22 protein-coding genes and 2 pseudogenes are annotated in these 18,611 nt (G+C 60.0%); 13 read left to right on the top strand and 11 right to left on the bottom strand.

The genetic code is table 11. The features are described from left to right. Complete coding sequence (coxB, locus tag BRAGE_RS0134260) at positions 1 to 975, bottom strand: cytochrome c oxidase subunit II (RefSeq protein ID WP_231164202.1); 975 nt, start codon at positions 973 to 975, stop codon at positions 1 to 3. A 418-nt stretch (positions 976 to 1,393) separates the two neighbouring features. On the opposite strand from coxB, the gene BRAGE_RS55265 reads away from it, so the two are divergent. From BRAGE_RS55265 to BRAGE_RS0134235, 3 genes are all read left to right on the top strand, one after another. Then, positions 1,394 to 1,888: a hypothetical protein gene (locus BRAGE_RS55265; protein ID WP_156950897.1), complete on the top strand. Its 495-nt coding sequence runs from the start codon at positions 1,394 to 1,396 to the stop codon at positions 1,886 to 1,888. A gap of 266 nt (positions 1,889 to 2,154) precedes the next feature. Continuing rightward, positions 2,155 to 2,487 (top strand): metallophosphoesterase family protein, encoded by a 333-nt coding sequence (locus tag BRAGE_RS53665; protein ID WP_322596936.1) that lies wholly within the window; start codon positions 2,155 to 2,157, stop codon positions 2,485 to 2,487. Between the two features lie 139 nt (positions 2,488 to 2,626). Further along, on the top strand, positions 2,627 to 3,484 hold the full coding sequence (locus BRAGE_RS0134235) for a glucose 1-dehydrogenase (protein ID WP_027561288.1): 858 nt from the start codon (positions 2,627 to 2,629) through the stop codon (positions 3,482 to 3,484). 520 nt (positions 3,485 to 4,004) lie between these two features. Here the strand turns inward: BRAGE_RS0134235 and BRAGE_RS58090 are convergent. From BRAGE_RS58090 to BRAGE_RS57265, 3 genes and pseudogenes are all read right to left on the bottom strand, one after another. Then, entirely contained in the window at positions 4,005 to 4,226 is a 222-nt protein-coding gene (locus BRAGE_RS58090; protein ID WP_027561287.1) for an MBL fold metallo-hydrolase, read from the bottom strand. A gap of 542 nt (positions 4,227 to 4,768) precedes the next feature. Further along, complete coding sequence (locus BRAGE_RS0134220; protein WP_027561286.1) at positions 4,769 to 5,524, bottom strand: ThuA domain-containing protein; 756 nt, start codon at positions 5,522 to 5,524, stop codon at positions 4,769 to 4,771. A 626-nt stretch (positions 5,525 to 6,150) separates the two neighbouring features. Further along, positions 6,151 to 6,508, bottom strand: a pseudogene (locus BRAGE_RS57265) (hypothetical protein). Between the two features lie 255 nt (positions 6,509 to 6,763). Here BRAGE_RS57265 and BRAGE_RS0134215 point away from each other — a divergent pair. The 4 genes from BRAGE_RS0134215 (at position 6,764) to BRAGE_RS0134195 (ending at position 9,042) form a co-directional block, all read left to right on the top strand. Then, positions 6,764 to 6,985: a hypothetical protein gene (locus tag BRAGE_RS0134215; protein ID WP_027561285.1), complete on the top strand. Its 222-nt coding sequence runs from the start codon at positions 6,764 to 6,766 to the stop codon at positions 6,983 to 6,985. A 7-nt stretch (positions 6,986 to 6,992) separates the two neighbouring features. Next, positions 6,993 to 7,451 (top strand): hypothetical protein, encoded by a 459-nt coding sequence (locus BRAGE_RS0134210; protein ID WP_051378238.1) that lies wholly within the window; start codon positions 6,993 to 6,995, stop codon positions 7,449 to 7,451. A 61-nt stretch (positions 7,452 to 7,512) separates the two neighbouring features. Then, the gene (locus tag BRAGE_RS50615; protein ID WP_035730385.1) at positions 7,513 to 7,758 is read left to right on the top strand and encodes a hypothetical protein; all 246 of its coding nucleotides are present in this window, start codon (positions 7,513 to 7,515) and stop codon (positions 7,756 to 7,758) included. A gap of 1,026 nt (positions 7,759 to 8,784) precedes the next feature. Then, on the top strand, positions 8,785 to 9,042 hold the full coding sequence (locus tag BRAGE_RS0134195) for a hypothetical protein (protein ID WP_027561283.1): 258 nt from the start codon (positions 8,785 to 8,787) through the stop codon (positions 9,040 to 9,042). A 933-nt stretch (positions 9,043 to 9,975) separates the two neighbouring features. Here the strand turns inward: BRAGE_RS0134195 and BRAGE_RS0134190 are convergent. The 6 genes from BRAGE_RS0134190 to BRAGE_RS0134155 all read right to left on the bottom strand — a co-directional run bounded on the left by BRAGE_RS0134190 (position 9,976) and on the right by BRAGE_RS0134155 (position 13,335). Then, the gene (locus BRAGE_RS0134190; protein ID WP_027561282.1) at positions 9,976 to 10,797 is read right to left on the bottom strand and encodes an ABC transporter substrate-binding protein; all 822 of its coding nucleotides are present in this window, start codon (positions 10,795 to 10,797) and stop codon (positions 9,976 to 9,978) included. Between the two features lie 322 nt (positions 10,798 to 11,119). Beyond that, positions 11,120 to 11,368, bottom strand: coding sequence for a hypothetical protein (locus BRAGE_RS0134185; RefSeq protein WP_027561281.1), 249 nt, complete (start codon positions 11,366 to 11,368; stop codon positions 11,120 to 11,122). A gap of 683 nt (positions 11,369 to 12,051) precedes the next feature. After that, a complete protein-coding gene (locus BRAGE_RS0134170; protein WP_027561280.1) occupies positions 12,052 to 12,231 on the bottom strand; it encodes a hypothetical protein in 180 nt (59 codons plus the stop codon). Continuing rightward, the gene (locus BRAGE_RS0134165; protein ID WP_027561279.1) at positions 12,228 to 12,452 is read right to left on the bottom strand and encodes a hypothetical protein; all 225 of its coding nucleotides are present in this window, start codon (positions 12,450 to 12,452) and stop codon (positions 12,228 to 12,230) included. Before BRAGE_RS0134165 ends, BRAGE_RS0134170 begins: the two co-directional genes overlap by 4 nt. A 22-nt stretch (positions 12,453 to 12,474) precedes the next feature. Then, positions 12,475 to 12,795, bottom strand: coding sequence for a hypothetical protein (locus BRAGE_RS0134160; protein ID WP_027561278.1), 321 nt, complete (start codon positions 12,793 to 12,795; stop codon positions 12,475 to 12,477). Positions 12,796 to 12,879: 84 nt separating this feature from the next. After that, complete coding sequence (locus BRAGE_RS0134155) at positions 12,880 to 13,335, bottom strand: Hsp20 family protein (RefSeq protein ID WP_027561277.1); 456 nt, start codon at positions 13,333 to 13,335, stop codon at positions 12,880 to 12,882. A gap of 1,035 nt (positions 13,336 to 14,370) precedes the next feature. On the opposite strand from BRAGE_RS0134155, the gene BRAGE_RS0134150 reads away from it, so the two are divergent. Together BRAGE_RS0134150 and BRAGE_RS50605 are read left to right on the top strand one after the other, a co-directional pair. Beyond that, positions 14,371 to 14,622 carry a DUF6894 family protein gene (locus BRAGE_RS0134150; protein ID WP_027561276.1) on the top strand — a complete coding sequence of 84 codons (252 nt, stop codon included), beginning with the start codon at positions 14,371 to 14,373 and terminating at the stop codon, positions 14,620 to 14,622. A 97-nt stretch (positions 14,623 to 14,719) separates the two neighbouring features. Then, positions 14,720 to 14,953, top strand: coding sequence for a DUF6894 family protein (locus BRAGE_RS50605; protein WP_035730379.1), 234 nt, complete (start codon positions 14,720 to 14,722; stop codon positions 14,951 to 14,953). 102 nt (positions 14,954 to 15,055) lie between these two features. Here the strand turns inward: BRAGE_RS50605 and BRAGE_RS55255 are convergent, their stop codons facing one another. Then, on the bottom strand, positions 15,056 to 15,244 hold the full coding sequence (locus BRAGE_RS55255; RefSeq protein WP_108914517.1) for a hypothetical protein: 189 nt from the start codon (positions 15,242 to 15,244) through the stop codon (positions 15,056 to 15,058). Between the two features lie 106 nt (positions 15,245 to 15,350). Between BRAGE_RS55255 and BRAGE_RS50600 the strand changes: the two are divergent. From BRAGE_RS50600 to BRAGE_RS0134120, 4 genes and pseudogenes are all read left to right on the top strand, one after another. Then, positions 15,351 to 15,795: pseudogene (locus BRAGE_RS50600) on the top strand (YbaK/EbsC family protein). Positions 15,796 to 16,016: 221 nt separating this feature from the next. Further along, positions 16,017 to 16,853, top strand: coding sequence for an N-acyl homoserine lactonase family protein (locus BRAGE_RS0134130; protein ID WP_027561274.1), 837 nt, complete (start codon positions 16,017 to 16,019; stop codon positions 16,851 to 16,853). A 110-nt stretch (positions 16,854 to 16,963) separates the two neighbouring features. Beyond that, entirely contained in the window at positions 16,964 to 17,911 is a 948-nt protein-coding gene (locus BRAGE_RS0134125) for an ABC transporter ATP-binding protein (protein WP_027561273.1), read from the top strand. Then, on the top strand, positions 17,908 to 18,609 hold the full coding sequence (locus BRAGE_RS0134120) for an ABC transporter permease (RefSeq protein ID WP_027561272.1): 702 nt from the start codon (positions 17,908 to 17,910) through the stop codon (positions 18,607 to 18,609). The genes BRAGE_RS0134125 and BRAGE_RS0134120 overlap by 4 nt, the downstream gene beginning before the upstream one ends. Positions 18,610 to 18,611: the final 2 nt, after the last annotated feature.

Here is an 18,611-nt window from a genome sequence, read left to right as displayed (position 1 = left end):
TCACTTGAGCTGCTCCAGATAGTGCAGAATTGCGATGAGTTCGTCCGATTGCACCGGCATCTTCGGCATGAAATTGCCGGGCTTGATGTGCTGGGGATCGGCAATCCAAGCGCCGAGCGTCGCCGGCGCCATCGGCAGCGTCCCGGCCGCGACAGTCGTGCGACTACCGACATGTGTCAGATCGGGCCCCAGCTGCCCGCCGGCCAGCGTTCCGCGAATATTGTGGCAGAGTGCGCAGCCCCTCGCGCGAAATAGCTGCTCGCCCTGCTTGCCAAGCTGGTCCGTGGGACTATTGGCGCTCTGGTTTTCGTGATCCCGCCAGCGGCCGAATTCGTCCGGCGGCAATGCGAGCACGGCGAACGCCATATGGGCGTGCTGAAGTCCGCAGAACTCGGCGCACTGTCCGCGGTAGACGCCAGCATTTTTAGCCGTGAATTCAAGCTCGTTGGCCTGCCCGGTGACCAGGTCCATCTTCCCGGTCAGGCTCGGGACCCAGAAGCTATGGATCACATCGGCGGATTCCAGCTCCACTTTCACCGGCTGACCGGTGGGAATCCGGATCTCGTTGGCGGTCACGAAGCTCCGGTCTGGGCTATCACCTTCATAATGCACCTCCCACCACCATTGATGGCCGATGATCTTGAGTGTGAGGGCACTGTCGTCCTTGGCGAACACGGTGCGCTGACCGGCATAGCTGACGATCGAGAGCCCGAGCACGATCACGAGGGTCGCGAGTCCTAATCCCAGCACGACGCGACCAGTGGCTTGCTCGAACGGCAAGTGCAGCGCGAGCGGCCGTTCGGCGGCGCGCTTTCGACGCAACAGACCAATGCCGAGCACAATCACGACGGCGAGCCAGACGATTGCCGCGATCATCAGAAAGACGAAGAGGGTGCGAAGGATTTGATCGGACTGAATTCCATGGGGGTCGAGCGCGGACTGCCGCCCGGCGCAGGCAGCCAGCGGCAGTGTCACAAATGGCACCAGGGCCGTTCGCATTCGGACAGGCATCGATGTTCGCCGTGCTCCCCTGTGGGAGGCGGAACCGGTCAATCGTATGAAGGTTCCTATTCATGTGTGTGTGTCGGTTTGCTGAATTGGAGCCGCCAAGCTCGGGGACGTCGGCGAGCGCGGAGGCGCCTGGGCCGAGCTGCTTGTGACGCTGAAAGTGCAGTCCGCCTCAAGCACGACCGCGCCATCATTCTCAATGCAGTCAATGCCTTGATGTCGGATTGCAGCACGCACATCGGCCTCCGCCACGCGCTGGCGCCGCGTGGCGTCGTGCGCAAACTACCCGTTGTGAAGCAGAAGCGCGGTCTGCGGATTGACGACCACTCGCAAGCTGCTCCGGTGCGCCACTAAAAATGCGATGATGAATTGCAGCCCGATCGGGATGACGAACCCGACCAACGACTGCGCCACGCTGATACTGCCTGAGAGGACGCCATTGGCAAAATGCGGAGCCGAGCGCAACTGTGACCATCAGATCGAACGCAGACCATTTGGCGAGCGTTCGAGGACCGGCGATGCGGAGCAGGACAACCAGCGCTACGTAGGTAGCCGTCGTGCCGATGGCGGTCCGCAGGAGAGGCGCGCAACCTTTAAAGAATACCTGTCCAACATTGTCCATGTGACCGGACTAAAACGGCCAGCCCTTGGTGGTGACGACGATGGCCGCATCGGCTGCAGCCATCAGCAGCAGGACGATGACGACAGCAAGGATTGCGCCCGGCTGGGCGATCGCGCGAAGGTCTTCAAGCATCTGTTGAACTCACCATCGTGTTCGGCTCCATCACCTCACGACCGGCTTTTGCGGGTCGTCCCGGCGCTGGGCAGCTTCCGTATTCCGGTCGAGTTGGGCTCGCTCGCTGCGCCGCAAATGGCCTGATCGTCTGAGGCCGTACCAAATCGCGATGCCGAGGACGACGACGCCCAGCAACAGAAGATACCATGCTTTCACGGAAGTATCTCCCAAAAGCATTCCAACTCCAGTGTTGCCCATGTGCGTGCTCCTGCTAATAAGCAGGCAATGCGGGCCTTTTATTGTCGTTCCTAAAATGCGACCCCAACGAGTTCGTACTGGTCCGAGAGTGACATGGCTAGGATTGGAGTCATTTCCCATACGCACGGCCTGATGCGGCCAGAGGCGGAGCGTTGTCTGGCCGGCGTTGTGCACATCATCCCGCCGGCGATATAGGGGCTGTCGACATCATCGATCGGCTTCGCCGGATTGCGCCCGTCACCGCGATCCGTGGCAATGTCGATATCGGCGATTGGGCAAGCGTCTATCCCGCGACGCAAACAGTGCAGATCGGCCGGCACTGCTTCTACATCCTGCACGATGTGGCGGAGCTTGAGGATAGACTGGCCCCCAACAACGTTGATGCGGTGATCTATGGCCACTCGCACAAGGTGAGCGTCAAGACGATGGCGTCCTTTCTCTCAATCCAGGGAGCGTCGGCCCGCGGCGCTTCAAGCTGCCGGTGACACTCGCCACGGTCGATCTTGACTGAACGGGCCGCTACAGCCTGTCGTCCACGCTTTGAGCGGGCTGGTCCGGTGACGGATCCGCTAGGAACACTTCCGGTGGAGCACAGTTAGCGGAGCAGAGTTCCGGAGCTGCTCCATGACCGAATATCCCAAGCCGCCGTTTCCGAGTCAGCAACAGCCGATGCCTGGCTCGACCGGCGCGATGAATCCGCGGCCAGACCACGGCGAGGAGAGCTACAAGGGCTCGGGCCGCCTCGCCGGCAAGAAGGCGATCATCACCGGCGGCGATAGCGGCATTGGCCGTGCCGTTGCGATTGCTTACGCCCGGGAGGGAGCGGATCTCGTCATCGCCTACTTGAACGAGGACGATGATGCTGCCGAGGTCAAGGCGCTGATTGAGCGTGAAGGCCACAAGGTCGTCCTGATTGCCGGCGATATCAGTCGTCCCGATCATTGTCTTGCCGTCGTGCAACGCGCTGTCGATGAACTCGGCGGGATCGACATTCTGGTCAACAATGCGGCTCACCAGGCGATGTTCGAGGACATTGCCGACATCAGCGACGAGGAGTGGCAGATGACGTTCGCGGTGAACATCCATGCGATGTTCTACTTGGCCAAGGCGGCTGTGCCGCACATGCGGCCGGGAGCTGCAATCGTGAACACCGCCTCGGTGAACTCCGACACGCCGAACCCGAGCTTGCTCGCCTACGCCACCACCAAGGGCGCCATCCAGAACTTCACGGGCGGGCTCGCGCAGATGCTGGCTGCGAAAGGCATTCGCGTCAATGCGGTGGCGCCCGGTCCGATCTGGACGCCGCTCATTCCGTCGACGATGCCGGAGGAATCTGTGAAGAACTTCGGCAAGCAAGTGCCGATGCAGCGCGCCGGCCAACCGGCCGAGCTTGCGACGGCATACGTCATGCTCGCGGATCCGCTCTCGAGCTATACCTCGGGTGCAACTTTGGCAGTTACTGGAGGCAAGCCCTTCATTTGAGCGGCCGACCTTGAGCGCCGCTCCTTCACAGCGTGATAACGTAGACCGCGAACGCGAGAACGATCGCGAGGCTGACTACCACAACGCTTAAGACGAGTTTCCCCATACGACGCCAATTTGGAAATAATGGTGCTGCCCCGTTGAGGTTCCATGAGGGCCGCGCTCAATCCGAGAGCTGCGTTGCCTGTGAAAATACGTACGATGCCAAGGAGACCAACCGGTGGACGTGGCAGACGCCTCAGCGATGACCGAAGCATTCGGCCTCGAGAATGATTATAGCCGCGGACAAGGCCTCATCTCATGGCGCAGGGGCGGGTGAGCCGTCGTTCGACGCGCGATCGGCTACGGCGCGCCTGTCCGACGAGTGCGCCGGATCACAGCGGCGGCGCCGCTCCGATTACTCGCCGTGGCGTTCCTGCTCGGAGTGCTCGTCGCATGGCGCCGTCGGGGAGCGCCCTATGAAACGATCGGGGCTATGCAGATGGCATGGTGCGCAAGCTCCACAAGCCTCCCTCGGCTTCTACGATCTGGCCATTGCTGCGCCACCGATGAAGGCGGCGCTGGAAGTGGGGCGCCGGAAGCGAAATGCCCTCGAGATAATAATGTTCGGCCGATAGACCGGCACGTCCCATTCGCCGGCCAAGGTCTTGAGCGCACCGACATGGTCGAAATGAGCATGCGTCATGATGATGGCGACCGGCAGACCGTTGCCGCCGAACCGTGCACGCGCCGCCCCGAGCAAAGGATACCAACCCCAACAGCCATCGAGCGACCGCGGGGTGCTCCCAGTACACCTCAATGTTCGATACAAAATATGGGGCAAGAATCAAATTGATCGGCCCTTCGCCGAATACCTGGTAGGCGACGTGAACGTCGCCGCTCTTTGCGTAGCGGGTGACCGGCTGTATGGAAGACCTCCCCGGTTTCGTTCGTCGCAATCCATTCAGAGGGTAGCAGCAAGACGGATACAGGCAAAGGTAGAATGTCTCCTCTTGACCCATTCGTGAAGTTGCGCCTCGTCTGGCGTAGGTCCGCTAATTGCGCCGAGCGGATCAGATTTGCTCAACCTGAGTTCTTCGCGTTGTGCCCCAATCCGAAGTGATATCCAGCACTGAGCGGGCGATGGCCTTGTTCTTGTCTTCCAATTCTTTGCAGCGTCGGGTACTTCCGAGAATAGGTCATGGCGGGCGACAGCCAGTCTCGATCCAGGCGAGCGGCATTGTCGATAGCCGCCACAATATTTGCCTGTAGGAAAGGCGCAAGCGGCTTAGCAATCCGGTTGCACTAGGCCGACCTTCTCGTAGACCAGAGGATAGCCTTAGTGAGGATTTTCTGACAACGCGGGTCCTGCCAGACCGACGCCTCATGGCCAAGCGCCGAATAGAATACTCGCCCCTCGCCGTAAAATCGTTTCCAGGCGAGCGGCCAACCATAGAAGCGTTGATGCACACCGGCCTTATTGAGGTCCACCGAGCTTTGGTCGAGGCGCAGGAGCACGCGTGATCCACGATAGTCGAAGTCGCTAATCTGGTAGATTTCATCGTTCAACTGCAACGAATTCCCCAGAAACGCCACCAGTGGATCCGCAACATCAGCCACCTCGATGGTCACACCCTGATGCCAGGGATGACCGTTGAAGTAGCCGCCGATCAGATCGAGATAATCTGGCCAAGTGTAGAATGTGTCGGTGGCCGAGTGAACGCCGAGAAAGCCACGGCCCGAGCGCACAAAGTTGAGAAGTGCTATCTTTTGGGCGCAGCTCATCGGAATTTCTCCGCTGGTGTAGAACATCACAGCGGCGTACCGCTCGAGGTTTCCGGTCAAAAATTCAGACAAGTCTTCAGTTGCGATGACTTCAAAGGCGCCGGAATTCCTTCCAAGCTGCGTCAGGATTGCTTCGGAAAGTGGTATGACGTCGTGCCGATAGCCGGCCGAGTATGTGAAATAGAGGACACGTTCTGGCGGGCGCCCTGCGCGCGCGCCGAGCGGTCGGATTGCCGCCGCGCTGCTGACGAGTGCGATGAACTCGCGTCGCGTCACAATCCTCTCTCGATGCTTAACCGGCCAGAGCTTAGCACATATCACCGCGCCGCGCGCCCTGCGGCGCCGGCCTACGCTCGCGGGTTCAATTGATAGCCTCGACTTGACGATGTCGCTTGATGGCCCATCGCTTCCGTTGGTGCATCGCGGCGAGATGTCCGGAGTCGCGGGTAAACCGAAAGCGCCCGACTGCTGGTCAAAAGGACGCATCTGACCCTAACCGGAAATGGATGCAGCGCTCGTGCTCGAGATCTTCGTAGCTCGAAGCCCGAGGTTCCCCCTGGCTAAACACTGAGGTCGTCGATCGGGTGCCCGGCGGGCACAGTTCGTCGTGTTGTGCGACTAATTGCATCACGCTCACCCACGACAGCGAGTGGCGGATCACTCTTGCTGTCCGCCTCGACAGCTCTCACGCACTAGCCGTGCAACTCGGCGAGGACCATCCCATACTTCAACAGCAGGATGAGCCTCTAAGAACTTTTTGGCTTGAGCTTCGGCGTCGTCGTCGGTTGAGCAATTGATCTCGTAAACCGCGCGAGCAACACCCGACAAATCAACCGCGTACGCAACGTATCGCATTGCAGTCCTCCAGATTGAGGATCTGCAGGCACGATTCATTTCCGGGCTTATGGTTCCCGTGCGGCGGTTGACGCGGCCAAGGCCACCAGATGGCTGCACTTTGGCCGTCCCTGGCGCTCGGAGCACTGCCGGAAGCGCATGTAGCGCTCCAGCTCGTAGACGTGAAGGTTTTCGGCCGCCGGACAATATCAAGCGGTACCGTCTGATGCGTGTCGCAGCCGAGGCACTTCACATCCAGATAGCGGTAACCTGCGTTTAGGGGCGTCTCCCAGGGTGGGGACGAGGGCTGGGCAGGGCCTCGAAACCCGAGCATGCGGGGATTCCAGCCCTGACAGGCGAGGATTTCCGTGTTCTTGCGGCGTCGCGGGCGCGTTCGGAAGAACACGGACTGTTGTCCCCCGACAGGTATTCGCGCGATTTCGTGCCCCTGGCCGATTGATTCCGCCAGAATGGTGCAGAAGCAAGCCGCTAGCCCTAGAGAGCCTTCAGCGAATAACGCCAGCTCTTGGTCAAGCCGTTGCGTGTGGCTCCACACGTGTCGGCGGAGACATCGCCGTATCGTCAAAGGCACGCGAGCTACGCCTCACAGCCGCAGTCGCGAATTTAGGAACGAGGGCTTGGCTTCCACATTCCTCTTTGATGACAATCGGGAGCCTCAGCATGGCAATGCAAATCGTGATGGACCACAGCGGCGATAGCAGGCACTTCTTCGACAACTGCAATACAGAAGCATTGGCAGAGGCGGAGAGGCGCTTTCTGCAATTTACTCTGAAAGGATATACTGCGGCAGTGCGGAATGGCCCGGGTGAGGTAACTAGGATAACGGCGTTCGATCCGACAGCCGAAGAGACATTATTCTTCCCGCGGCTCGTGGGCGGGTGATCACCAAGTGAAGAGAAAGGTTGATCGCATCGGCCCGTGGACTTTTCGAGGCGTCGCGGTTGGCAAGCTTTATCAAGCAGCTAAGGCCGAGAAAACGATTCAAGCTCGTGCGCTGCGGCTGCTGCGTTCTTGGCTTTCACCCGCGCAAAGGGCGGAGTTCGATAGCAAGGGATACTTCGATGTGGTAGGATGCGACAGTGGGAAGCGTTACCGCATCCGGCGGGGAACCTCCGGGAACGTCAACGAGATCGACGAGGACGGGCGGCTCGGCGCGGGCTGGTGTTTCGTCCCGCTGGGCGGCTTGGTAGAGGGCGACGTCATGCTCGCTCAAAAGATAGCTCTCGAGACAGACGAGGAGCGCACTTTAAGTGTCGCCAACAACTTCCCGGGACCGATCCGGTGGCGCCTACCCGGTAGCCGTCCATTAGAGAGGAGAGGTTCGAACGTACGTCTTTATCCAAGCTAAGAGCGCGGTCGGCATCATTAAACCTTCGCGCATTGTCCGCAGGGGACTCGCGCCTGGAGCTTTGATTGAATTCCTAGGATCCGGGCCAAAGGCCCAGAAGATCGACCCTAGCGAACACGCGATAGAATACAGTTGCGCCTATTACACCTGCTCGCTTTGCGTGCCCATTCATGCCGACGAAGAAAAGCTCAAAACGCGCGACGGCCGGTCGATCGCCTCCACGGAGTCGAAGGAGCTGGCTGAACAAGTCGCGGCGCGGTTCAACGAACACGCTTACCAAGAAGAACAGGATCGCTGGTCGGCATAGCGTAGCCGTGCAATGTAGCGCGAGGTCACTTCGTACGAGCAACCCGGGCTCAGGGCGCCTCTAGCAAGTTAGAACATTGCCGTCCGGCCGGACGCGCCCAGACCGGCTTTGCGCATCGAGAGTGGCAAATGCCGTAAATCCGCCCAGGGCGAAGACGTCGAAAACGTGAAGCTGCACCTCCTAATTGCAGCGTATTGAAGAGAGAAACACCCAACGCCCAGCAAACCACAGCCTCCCCGCCAATGACAATGCTGCTTGCGCTTCTCCAGCGCGGCCTAGACGGTGAGAGACATTTGCGACTTCTTGCGAAGAAGCGGCCGCATGATCCTTTTTCGACGTTGACCTATGGGCTGCGCTCTTAGATCGTGCAGGGCACCAAACCTGTGGTTGTTGTGTTGTATGATGCACACTTTCTGACGTGCTTGAGTTCGGCCATGTCCAGGTTTGGAATGCTCGTCGAGCTGATCGGATACGGAGTGGCGCGTATCGTCATGCCATTCCTGTCGTTGGGGCGGGTCTATGTCGAGGTGTTCAGCGCGACCCCGGAGCCATTGCGGTGGCCTGGCTACCTCCGCGATGCGACAGGCCGGATCGAATTGCGACCGGATCGAATTGCGACAAGCCGCTGCCGCATGGATCGGGTTCGGGACGTGCCTCTTGGTGCTGCTCGCGATCATCGCCATGTTTCACGGCACGTTGTTCTGGGCACGGCTTGAATATCGGCAAATGGTAGCATAGCAGCTCGACCAAGAGCCGGTCTCTGAGCGGGCTGAATCCATGACCGGTAGTCCAGGTACTCGAAGGAAAACGCGGCTACGAACGGCCCGTTCCTTTGCTCAGTCCTTTGAACGAGCTAAGCGCAACCCAAGAAGGCCGCGATGGCATCCGCTCCAACAAACGAGTATCCGGCAAGCGCATGAGAACCGCGCCCGCAGACAGCGGGAGTTTCCGCTCACTCGCTTGCAATAGGTTGCTGAAATTATTTTTATGACTTGTTTTCGCGTGAAGTGACTTTATCTCCGCGCCATGGATCTCAGCGACACCCAGGACTACGCGGTTCAGGCAAAGCTAGCCGGAGTAATAGGCGCCACCGTATTCTATCGCGTGTTCGCTGGCGTCAGATTTGCTGAAGTGGATGGACCGCTTTTGTACGTCCATGCGAAGGACGAAAGCATCGCCGCGGAGATCGAAGATGACTTCGCCTTGTTGATTGCGGATTTGGCTACGGAGATCTTGAAACAGGTGATTGAGGTCGTCGTCGTGCTGCCCAAAGTATTTCAGTAACGGCTCTCACACCCAGTTCCGAGGGCTAGATTGACGAAGGTAGTCAAACCATAGGTGCTCCCCGCTGCGTTGAGCGTAGAGGCTCCCGACCTCTGTTCAACGGCTCCACGTTTTGGGCTGCATCAACCGGGCGCGGCTTTCAAGCAGCCTTTTGAGGTTGACCAGTTTTTCCCGATACCTCAAGCTATTTATGGGCAGGGTTTCGAGGAAGCGTAATGCCGAAAACCCTTTTGGACTTCCGAGCGCAGAACCTTCGTTTACTTGAGCGGCTATGCCCCGATGATCCTCGCTACATACAATCCTGGATAAAGCAGTTCGACGAGCAAAACGGCATTAAACCCGAAGGGCCCCCAAAGCGAGATGCTGCTCCACGTTCGAAAAACGTGTCCCTCGCCCGGACCAACTAGGCTGCCGCGGCCTAGGCCCCTAGACCTTCGATGCAAGCTCGCGATCGATGATCATTTGGACGCGACGCTCAGCTAACAAGGCGAGACGGGCATTTGTCTGTTGCTTCGCGTCTCGCCGCCCGTTTCTTGGGCTTCGAGATGCCTCAACGCTTTCTTCAGCCGATCCATGGTCGCCCGCTCTGATCGGGAAATAGTAGCAGGGACGTTGGATCGTGGAGTACCAAACGATACGTAACGGCAAATTAGGCACGGAAAAAGCAGCTACCACGTAGCCGCAGGCTCGCTTTCGCACAGCTTCCTAATATTTCCTAACCGATTCACATAGAGCAATGCGATCCGGAAAGCCGGGGTGGATAATCGTCGGACCGGGGCTGGTTGAATAGTTCACGTAGATCGTTTCACCCGGTTCATTTGACCGCGCGCGGGCCGCAGCGATTGACCTTGCTGCGGCCTTCGTCGTCCCGCGCGAGAGCGGGAGACGGATAGGTCTCGCGCCACCCTTTCGCGCAATGCCTCCAGATCTAAGCTATTCTATCACCTTATCAGCCATCGCCAGCACGGTTTCAGGAATCGTCAGGCCGAGAGCCTTTGCGGTTCGCAGATTAACGGCGAAAACGAATTTGGTCGGTTGCTGGACGGGCATTTCGGCAGGGTTGCCGCCCTTCAAGATGCGATCCACATAATGGGCCGCCATGACGAACAGCGGTAGGATGTCCGGTCCATAACTCATCAGGCCGCCGAGCTCGGTGTAGCTGTTGACCTGGAAGACGGTGGGAATGCCGTGTTCGAGGGCGACGGCGGGAAGCGCTGGCCTGACGGGGTCGGCAAGGACATACGCGACGTCGACGTTACCAGCCTTCATCTCCGCAAACGCCTTCTTCAGGTCCTCAGGGTTGGGCGCGACAAACCGTCCGGCTGACACCCCGATTTTGGCTGCGGCCTTGCTTGCGACTTCGAAGAGCTGCGGGTGCGTCGGGTTATTTGAAATCAAGACAGCGAGGTTCTTCGCACCCGTGAATACGAGTCGAATGATATCAAGCGTCTTGGCTGTGGTATCGCCAAACATGTTGGCGACGCCTGTGATGTTGCCGCCCGGACGTGCGAAACTCCTGATGAACCCGGAGCTAATCGGATCGGTCGATGGGGACATGACGATGGGAATCGATGACGTGGCCATCTGGGCTACCGCTATCGCGGGAGTGGCCTCCGCAACGATCACATCGGGCTTCAGCGAAAGAAGCTGTTGCATAAGTTCGGGGAGCTCTGAATAACGACCATTAGCGTCCCGAACATCGAAAACGAGATTTCTGCCCTCTTGGTATCCGAGTTGGCGAAGGGTCTCTTTCATGACTGGAACGGTGACCGACGCTCGCCCGGATGCAAGGTATGCTACGCGCCAGACGCGCGTTTTTTGAGCGCAGGCTTTCCGCATGCAAAGGCTCAGGCAGCCAACAAGCACCAGTCGACGTGAGATTGTGCAATCCATGACGATCACTGCCGTTGATTGCTGCCGCGGACAAATAGCATGGCGCGTGGACTTCGTCAGCTTACGACCATCTGTGGTTTCGACCAACTCCGCATAGAGGGGGGCGTCGCGCGGGCCGCATGCTCGGCTTCCAAGCCCCGGCCTCGCCTTAGGCCGGCGAATGAGAGACCCTAGTTGAGGCGACCTACTCCTCCGTTAGCTTTTTTTCGATGTAGGCGTTCACTGCATCCGCAAAGTTGTGCAGCGCGCCTAGTACGGCCTCGGACTGGGCTAGTACGTCCAGCTGGATCAGCCGAAGGCCACTCTTGCGAGCCGCGGCAGGGGTCGCTTCCAAGTAGTCGTTAATGGCTCGCTCAGCCAAGGGGATGCATTTCGCGTCGCCCTTGGCGATCAGCTTCCGGAGGATGGTTTTGCAGTTCTCGAGGTGAGGCATGCCCGAAATATGCCTCCGAGACAGTCATTCATCCAGTTCTTTTGGGAACGGCTCGTAGGTTCTGCGACCTAGGAAGGTATCCGGCGAGGGGAGGCTAAGCGCCTCAACGGCTCGAGCTACGACGTCGCGCATTCTGGCGTTCTGCGTGGCGCTCCGCACGGCCAGGTCCTGCACGCGAGCCACGTTGGGGTGTTCGGCCATAGCTGGCACCCCCTTCGCTGTGAAGGCGGGAGCACAATAAGATCTCTAAGCCAAGGACGCCTACGGACAGATCCAATGGAGGAGTTCGAGCGAAGAACCCGCCGACCTGACAGCCGGCGGGCGGGTACACGCTACAGTTCGAAAGGTCGCTCCCTTCTCGCGCTGCCTTCCAAGATTGGCTTCCATGGCAAAAGCGTTTAGCGGACAACCTGCCAGCGATGTTGAAGGTTCCTAGCACTATGGCCGCGGCAAGCCCGAGCCTATGGTCCGCCCTCCGACGGACCCCACCCGCGACGCGCTTGCGCAGAGCAGGAGAAACAGCGCGCGCTCCGCCTTGTACCTAGCGGCAGCGCGGCTGCACTCCGAGCCGGACATCACGACCTCGCCTCCAGCTGCGCAGACGGCCCACTTCCATCGGCCGCGCCCGCGTCGCTTCAACACGACATCGAAGCCCGCGTAGTTCTCTTCGCCGGTTCGAGTGTTCATGCCGCGATCCGTCCCGGCAAGCCGCCGTGGAGCTGGTCCAGAAGCCGCTGCTCGCGTTCGATCCGGCTCAGGTAAAGTTCTCGCTCCTTGTGGGTCGTGGCGTGGGCGAGCAGCAACCGGTAGTGAGCTATGACCTTCTCGCTGCCGCGGATCAGCATGTCCCGCACGGCGATCATGGCGCAGCCCCCGTTGTCGCGGGCAAGACCGGTGTCGCGGGCATGGTGAGCGCGATGGGAAACGTCTGAGAAGTCAACGCCTCCAGGGCCGAGCTCTCCCCGGAGAGACGCCTTTCGATGAACTGGCGCTCGAGGGCCGAGAGCCGCGTCTTTAGAAGTCTTCGATAGCGGTGGACGTTGTTGCGGTGCGCACGGATGCGGGCAAGGTTCTCATCGAGCATCTTCTTCACTCCTCACCGTCTCCTAGGCCGCTGCACGCTCGACCGACCGCAAGCGCATCGGCTTGCCCCCGGGAGGATGCCGGGGGCCTTCGTCCAGCGCGCAAAGCGCCTCCAAAATCTCGTCGATCGTGACCGGCGCCTTCAGCCCCTCGGGGGCCCGCAGTGACGGGCACGATGCGATCGCAGAAGCGTCTGATGCCCACGAAGCCAGGATGGCACGTTTCTCGGACAGGCTGAGAGAAGGATGAGAGACCACGTCCCGGGGATGCTCGAAAACCGTACCGGGATGGATGATGGCGTTTAGATCGACAACGTTGTCGTGAAGAGCGGTCGTCGGCCGCATGGCTTCCTCCATTTCCAAGACGAGTTGAGGGGAGAGCCGCGCGGAAGGCCCGCGCGGCTTTGGTCGCTGATCAGCAGGATGGCCTCAGGCGGCCTTGGATTCGATCTGCGTGACGTTGCTGGGCACGACGCCGTTGATCGCGATGCGTCGCGGCTTCATCGCCTCGGGAATCTCCCGCTGCAGGTCGATGACAAGCAAGCCATTCTCGAAGCTAGCGCCCTTGACCTCGACGTGGTCGGCGAGCGTGAACTGGCGCTTGAAGTGGCGAGCGGAGATGCCGCGATGGAGGAAGGTTTTGCCTTCCTTCTCGCTCTTGTGGCCTTCGAGCGTCAGGACGTTCTGCTCGACTGTCAGGACGACTTCGTCCGGGCTGAAACCCGCGAGCGCCACCGAGATCAGGAAGCGGTTCTCGTCAAGACGCTCGATGTTGTAGGGGGGATAAGTCTCTTCGCCCGCGCGCTGGGCGGCTTCGGCGAGATCGAAAAGACGGTCGAAGCCGATGGCCGACCGGAACAGGGGCGAAAAATCAATAGTGCGCATAGCCAGATCCTCCTGGGAGCAAAATGGTTACGAGCGGCACCGGACACGACCAGTGCCCGTCTCAGTGGCGGGACCCGAACGGCATCCCGATCGTCGTACGACGACGCCGAAAAAATTTGGAAGCCAGAGAAAAGTTTCAAGACCCACAAACAATTTTTTTTGCACGAGGAAGCGCGATGGTTAAAACTGGTGTCCGGACCTATTCTCGACCTTCCTGAGCGCCGCCCGCAGCCTGGCCGCGTGCTGCGGCGGCGTCGAGGGGCGCCTGCGCTTTTGCCCTCGCCTTCTCGCGTCACTCCCGCTCCAAACGGCTTGAGCTTCCGCGGAAAGCTTCGCGAAACTAGCGCCGGCACGCGACCCAGAGGCCGACCAGGAACGCCGCGCAGCGATCGCGCTTATCGCACCGGTCGCTGCGAACACTGGAGTTCGCGGCGTTCGGCCGCGTCCTCGAGAGCTTCGACAGTATGAAAAGTTACGCCCCCTGAGCGGACGCATGTAGGGAACGGCTCCCGCGCACAAAAGGCGCCCCCGGACAGAAACAATCTCGCATCGACCGCATCGCATGGTTTTCCCGGATGGTAAGTACGATGCGTTCCGGTCAAGCCAAGACACCCACCGATCAAAAGTCACGACCGGCACTCGGCGAGGGCCTGGTCCAGGTGCTTTTCCTCGTCGGCAGTCACGGCCGCGATGACCGGATGGCTTTACTTTCTCTTTCGCGTGCTGACTTCGGTCGCGGCTTGGCTCTTGGCGTGAGCCTCATGAGCGCGGATGCCAGACATTCGCGCCCTCAGGATTGGCTCGAACGACGACCGCTTTCAAGCTCCATCTCGCGCGTACTAGGATTTAGGCGCGCTTCACCTGGGCTCGAGCATCGGCATGAGTGGGCCACTCAAAATTAGCAAATGTCAGCTTTTGAGTTCCGAAAAATTACTGTCAGTAATTGCCCTGAAGTGTTTGACGACAGTGCCTGTGCTTTGCTGATGCACGTCGAAACGGACACCAATTGCTGTCCAGCGAACAAGGATGCTTGCCATGCCGCGTTACTTTTTCGACCTGCTGGAAGACGATGTCGTCGCTGTGGATGAAGAAGGCTTGGAGCTTTCCAGTTTTCGAGCTGTGCAGGCCGAAGCTGCCAAGTCGCTCGCCGACATGGCTCGCGACGCACTGCACAGCTTCCCGCCCGCGATCGGTCGGCAAGACATGGCTATTGAGGTCCGCGATGAATTGGGACCCCTGATGCAGGTCAAGCTCACGTTCGAGGTCGAGGCCCTGAGGTCAAACTAGAGCAACGGCAAAGAGCGACCCACCAGCTGTCGGCCCGGGGAGAGGCTTTGACCGAAAAAACTAGGAACTTCGAATTGGCCGCGTGATTGTCTGAGCCATGCCGAGGTTCTTCCTCGATATTCATGATACCCGCGAAATTACCATCGATGACGACGGCATTGACCTTACTCGCACCGATGCCGTGCGGCGACTCGCGATGGAAGCTCTCGCGCAAGCAATCCTGGATGGCGCAAACGAATGTTCAACAGGTACAACAAAGGTGGTCGTACGGGACACCATCGGTCGTGTCGTGCTGCGGGCCAGCGCTGCAGTAGCTCTCGAAGAGAGCTAGTGTAGACGGCGCCCGGTGCTAGATCGCAGTCTCGGTCACAGTGCCTTCCTCACAACGGGAGCAGGGAGGAGCCAAGCTAAATCGCTTCTCTTTTGGGCGTTCCTAGTGTTCTTGACGAAGTTTCCGCTCGATGTCGATTCCTTGATCTGCATTACGTGCTCGCTTGAGCAAGGCGTTACGTTCGTCTCCCGCCGGCTTTCCGTCTGCGCGCTTACGCATATCCTGGGCAAATTGCTCAAGCCGCGCCTCGAGAGAATCTATCTGCTTGAACCGCCCGCGCTTCAATCCCATCGCATGTTCCTTTTGCTGACGAATTGATTGTACATCGGCGTGTAGACAGCCGCAGGAACATAAGTCCTCGCTTCGCTCCTCGCAACGACGGTGCTAGGCATCGCGCATGTCCAAAGCCACCCCGCGCAACGCACGCGCTCGCGGTCGCGGCGTTGCTTTCGCCGTTCACAGCGACGACTACGATCCCGGCCCCGAGAGCACGGACTGCAGCACTCGGCGCGTATTGAAGACGCTGAAGCCGGTGGTGGAAGCCGGTCCGGGTCATTGTCCTGTCCGACCAGGAATTCTCTATGAAGAAGCTCGCCGCTGCCGGCGGTGGCAAGTCGGCGCAGATGATGAAGCCGCCTGAGGCGGAACGCGTTGCCGGCTTCAAGATCGGCGGGATCGGCCCTTTCGGGCAGCGAAGACTCGTGCGCACCGTGGTCGAGCAGGGCACACTTGGGCAGGAGCAGGTCTACATCAATGGCGGTCAACGTGGCTTAGCAGCTTCGGTTCAAACCAGCCGACGTGCGCGACGTTTGAAGGCAGTCGTGGCCAGCGTGGTCGCCTGAGCAGGATGGGGTCATTGGTGGGACAATTGCGCCGCACAAAATGTCAGGCCTCGCGAAGCTTTATTTTATTCGCCCGCTCGCGCCCATTGAGCCCTGCACAGCCGTATTAAACTATGGTAGGATGCTACATCCGCTGAAATAAGCGCGTCGAAAACAGGGAGGACGACATGCGGGCGACTGCGTTAAGAGTCCTTGGCTCGCTGGCCGTAGGACTTTTTTTTATGTCGGCTATCGCGACGGCCGCTGAACCGCCAAAGGAGATGAAGCTCTACGTCTTCTCTTCGGGAGCGCTCAATCTCGACAAGTCGATCATTCAGAACGGCAGTAGCGGCAAGGTCCAAATTCCTGTCGGCTTCTTCCTGATCCGACACCCCAAGGGCGATGTGCTGTTCGATTGCGGCAACAACGACCGCATTATCAAGGACCCCGACTATTGGGGGCCGTTCGTGAAGGCGCTTGATCCGGGTCGTTCGCCCGACATCGCCATCGACGCTCAGCTTTCCAAGATCAACGTCACGCCATCTGACATCAAATATGTCATCCTCGGTCATTTCCACGTCGATCACGCCGGCAACATCGGCAAGTTCCTGGATTCGACCTTCGTGTACCAGCGCGACGAGATGAGGAACGCGTTCTGGCCTGCGCCGGGCTACGCGACCTTCTTCATCTCTGAGGATTTCGCCATGCTGCGCAACAGCGTCGGCGGGGGGATGCCATCCAAGTACAAGACCATCGAGCTCGACGGCGATCTCGACCTGTTCGGAGACAATAGCGTCTTCATCCACCGCACCGTGTCGCACACGCCCGGAAGCCAGATCCTGGTGGTGCGCCTGCCGAAAACTGGCACGGTGGTGCTGACCAGCGACGCTGTTTATCTTCAGGAGAACCTGGACAAGAACATCCTGCCGAGCATCGGCAGCGTCTATGATCCTGTCGGCATGCTCGATGCCTACGCCTGGGTGAAGCGGGTTCGCGACACCGAGGGCGCCGACATCATCTATGCCCACGACCCCGATACTTTCAAGGCGCACAAGCACTCGCCCGAATTCTACGAGTGAGTGGTAGTAGCCTAGGGACATCCCGCAGGAGTCGTCCTCCCGGGCCTTCGCGCCCGGGATTTTGCTCGCTAGTCTTGCGCGGTGCCCGTCAGAGGGGGTCTAAACGTTCCATGCTTCCGGCTGACTCTCCGGTCGTTCTCGCCGAGCGCGTCACAAAATGGTACGGGCCGCGACGCGCCGTCGCCGACGTGTCCTTTGCGATCGCGCCGGGGGAGATCGTCGGCCTGCTCGGGCCGAACGGGTCCGGCAAGAGCACGATCTTCCGCATGCTCACGGGCTACCTGGTTCCAACCTCGGGACGTATCGAGATCGCCGGCCACGACGTGGTCGAGGATTCCCTCGGCGTGCGTCGTGCCATCAGCTATGTGCCGGAAGATGCACCGCTCTACGACCACATGCGGGTCGACGAATTCCTGCATTTCATGGCCGGTATCAAGGGTTTGCACGGACCGAAGGCGAGGACTGCGATCGACGAGGCGGTGGATCGGTTGGACCTCGCGCGCGTCATGAGGCTCACGACTGGCAAACTGTCGCGCGGCTTTCGTCAGCGTGTCTCGATCGCGCAGGCTCTCCTGGGCGATCCAAAAGTTCTGGTGCTGGACGAGCCGACCAGCGGGCTCGATCCGCACCAGGTGATCGGCGTGCGCGACCTGATCCAGTCGCTGGCCGGACGCCACACCGTGTTGCTGGCCTCGCACATCCTGCCCGAGATCGAGAAAATTGCCTCGCGCGTGATGATCCTGCTCGACGGCGTGCTCTTGACGTCCGATGCGCTGAAAGATGCCACACAGGATCAAACGTTGCGCCTGTCGGTAGACGCGTCGGAAGAGGCCGTCCACGGCGCGGCGAAGGTCGTCGCCGGCGTGCGCGAGGTTGTCGCGGATCCCGAGGGTGCCGGACGCTTCCTCGTCAGGGCGCAGCGGCGTCCGTCGCTCGCAGCCGAGCTGGTCTCCGCACTGGTCGCCGCGCAAATCCCGGTGCGCGAGCTGACCGAGCTGCGGCCCGATCTCGAGCGGGTGTTTCTCAATCTCACCCGGCGACCGGAGGCGGCCGCATGAGAAGCTTCGCGGTGCTGCTCGGGAAGGAAGCGACGGCGCTGTTCTCCTCACCGATCGCCTACGTGCTGATGACGGTGTTCCTGCTGATCATGGGCTACAGCTTCACGCTCACCCTGTTCCTTAGCCACCAGCCCAGCATGGTGCACATCTTCTTCCAGATGTTCGTGCTGTTCATGCTGACCGTACCGCTGATCACCATGCGACTGTTCGCGGAAGAGCGGAAGCTCAAGACGCTGGAGGTTCTCCTGACCGCCCCGCTCTCCGAAGTCGCGATAGTGCTGGCGAAGTTCTTGGCGGCGATGAGCCTGATCGTGGTCATGCTCGTGCTGTCGGGGGCCTACGCGGCCGCGCTCGCCTGGTTCGGCGATCCTGATTTCGGGCCGATCTACAGCGGCTATTTCGGGTTGCTGCTGTTCGGATCGGCACTGGTCGGCACAGGCCTGTTGGCCTCGGCGCTGACGGCCAACCAGGTGATCGCCGCGCTGATCTCGCTCAGCGTGTTCCTCCTGCTCTGGATCATCGACAATTTCGGCTGGCTGCTGCCGAGCCCCGCGGACACGCTGGTGGTGAACCTGTCGCTCTCGGTCCATTTCCGCCCCTTCGCCGTCGGCTCGATCTATCTGTCAGACGTGGGCTTCTTCCTCAGCGTCACCCTGCTGACGCTGCTGTTGACAGTCCGCGCACTGGCACGGCGGTGAGA

The organism is Bradyrhizobium genosp. SA-4 str. CB756 (assembly GCF_000473125.1).
GTDB lineage: Bacteria > Pseudomonadota > Alphaproteobacteria > Rhizobiales > Xanthobacteraceae > Bradyrhizobium > Bradyrhizobium arachidis.
This window is presented reverse-complemented; position numbering and strand designations above follow the sequence as displayed.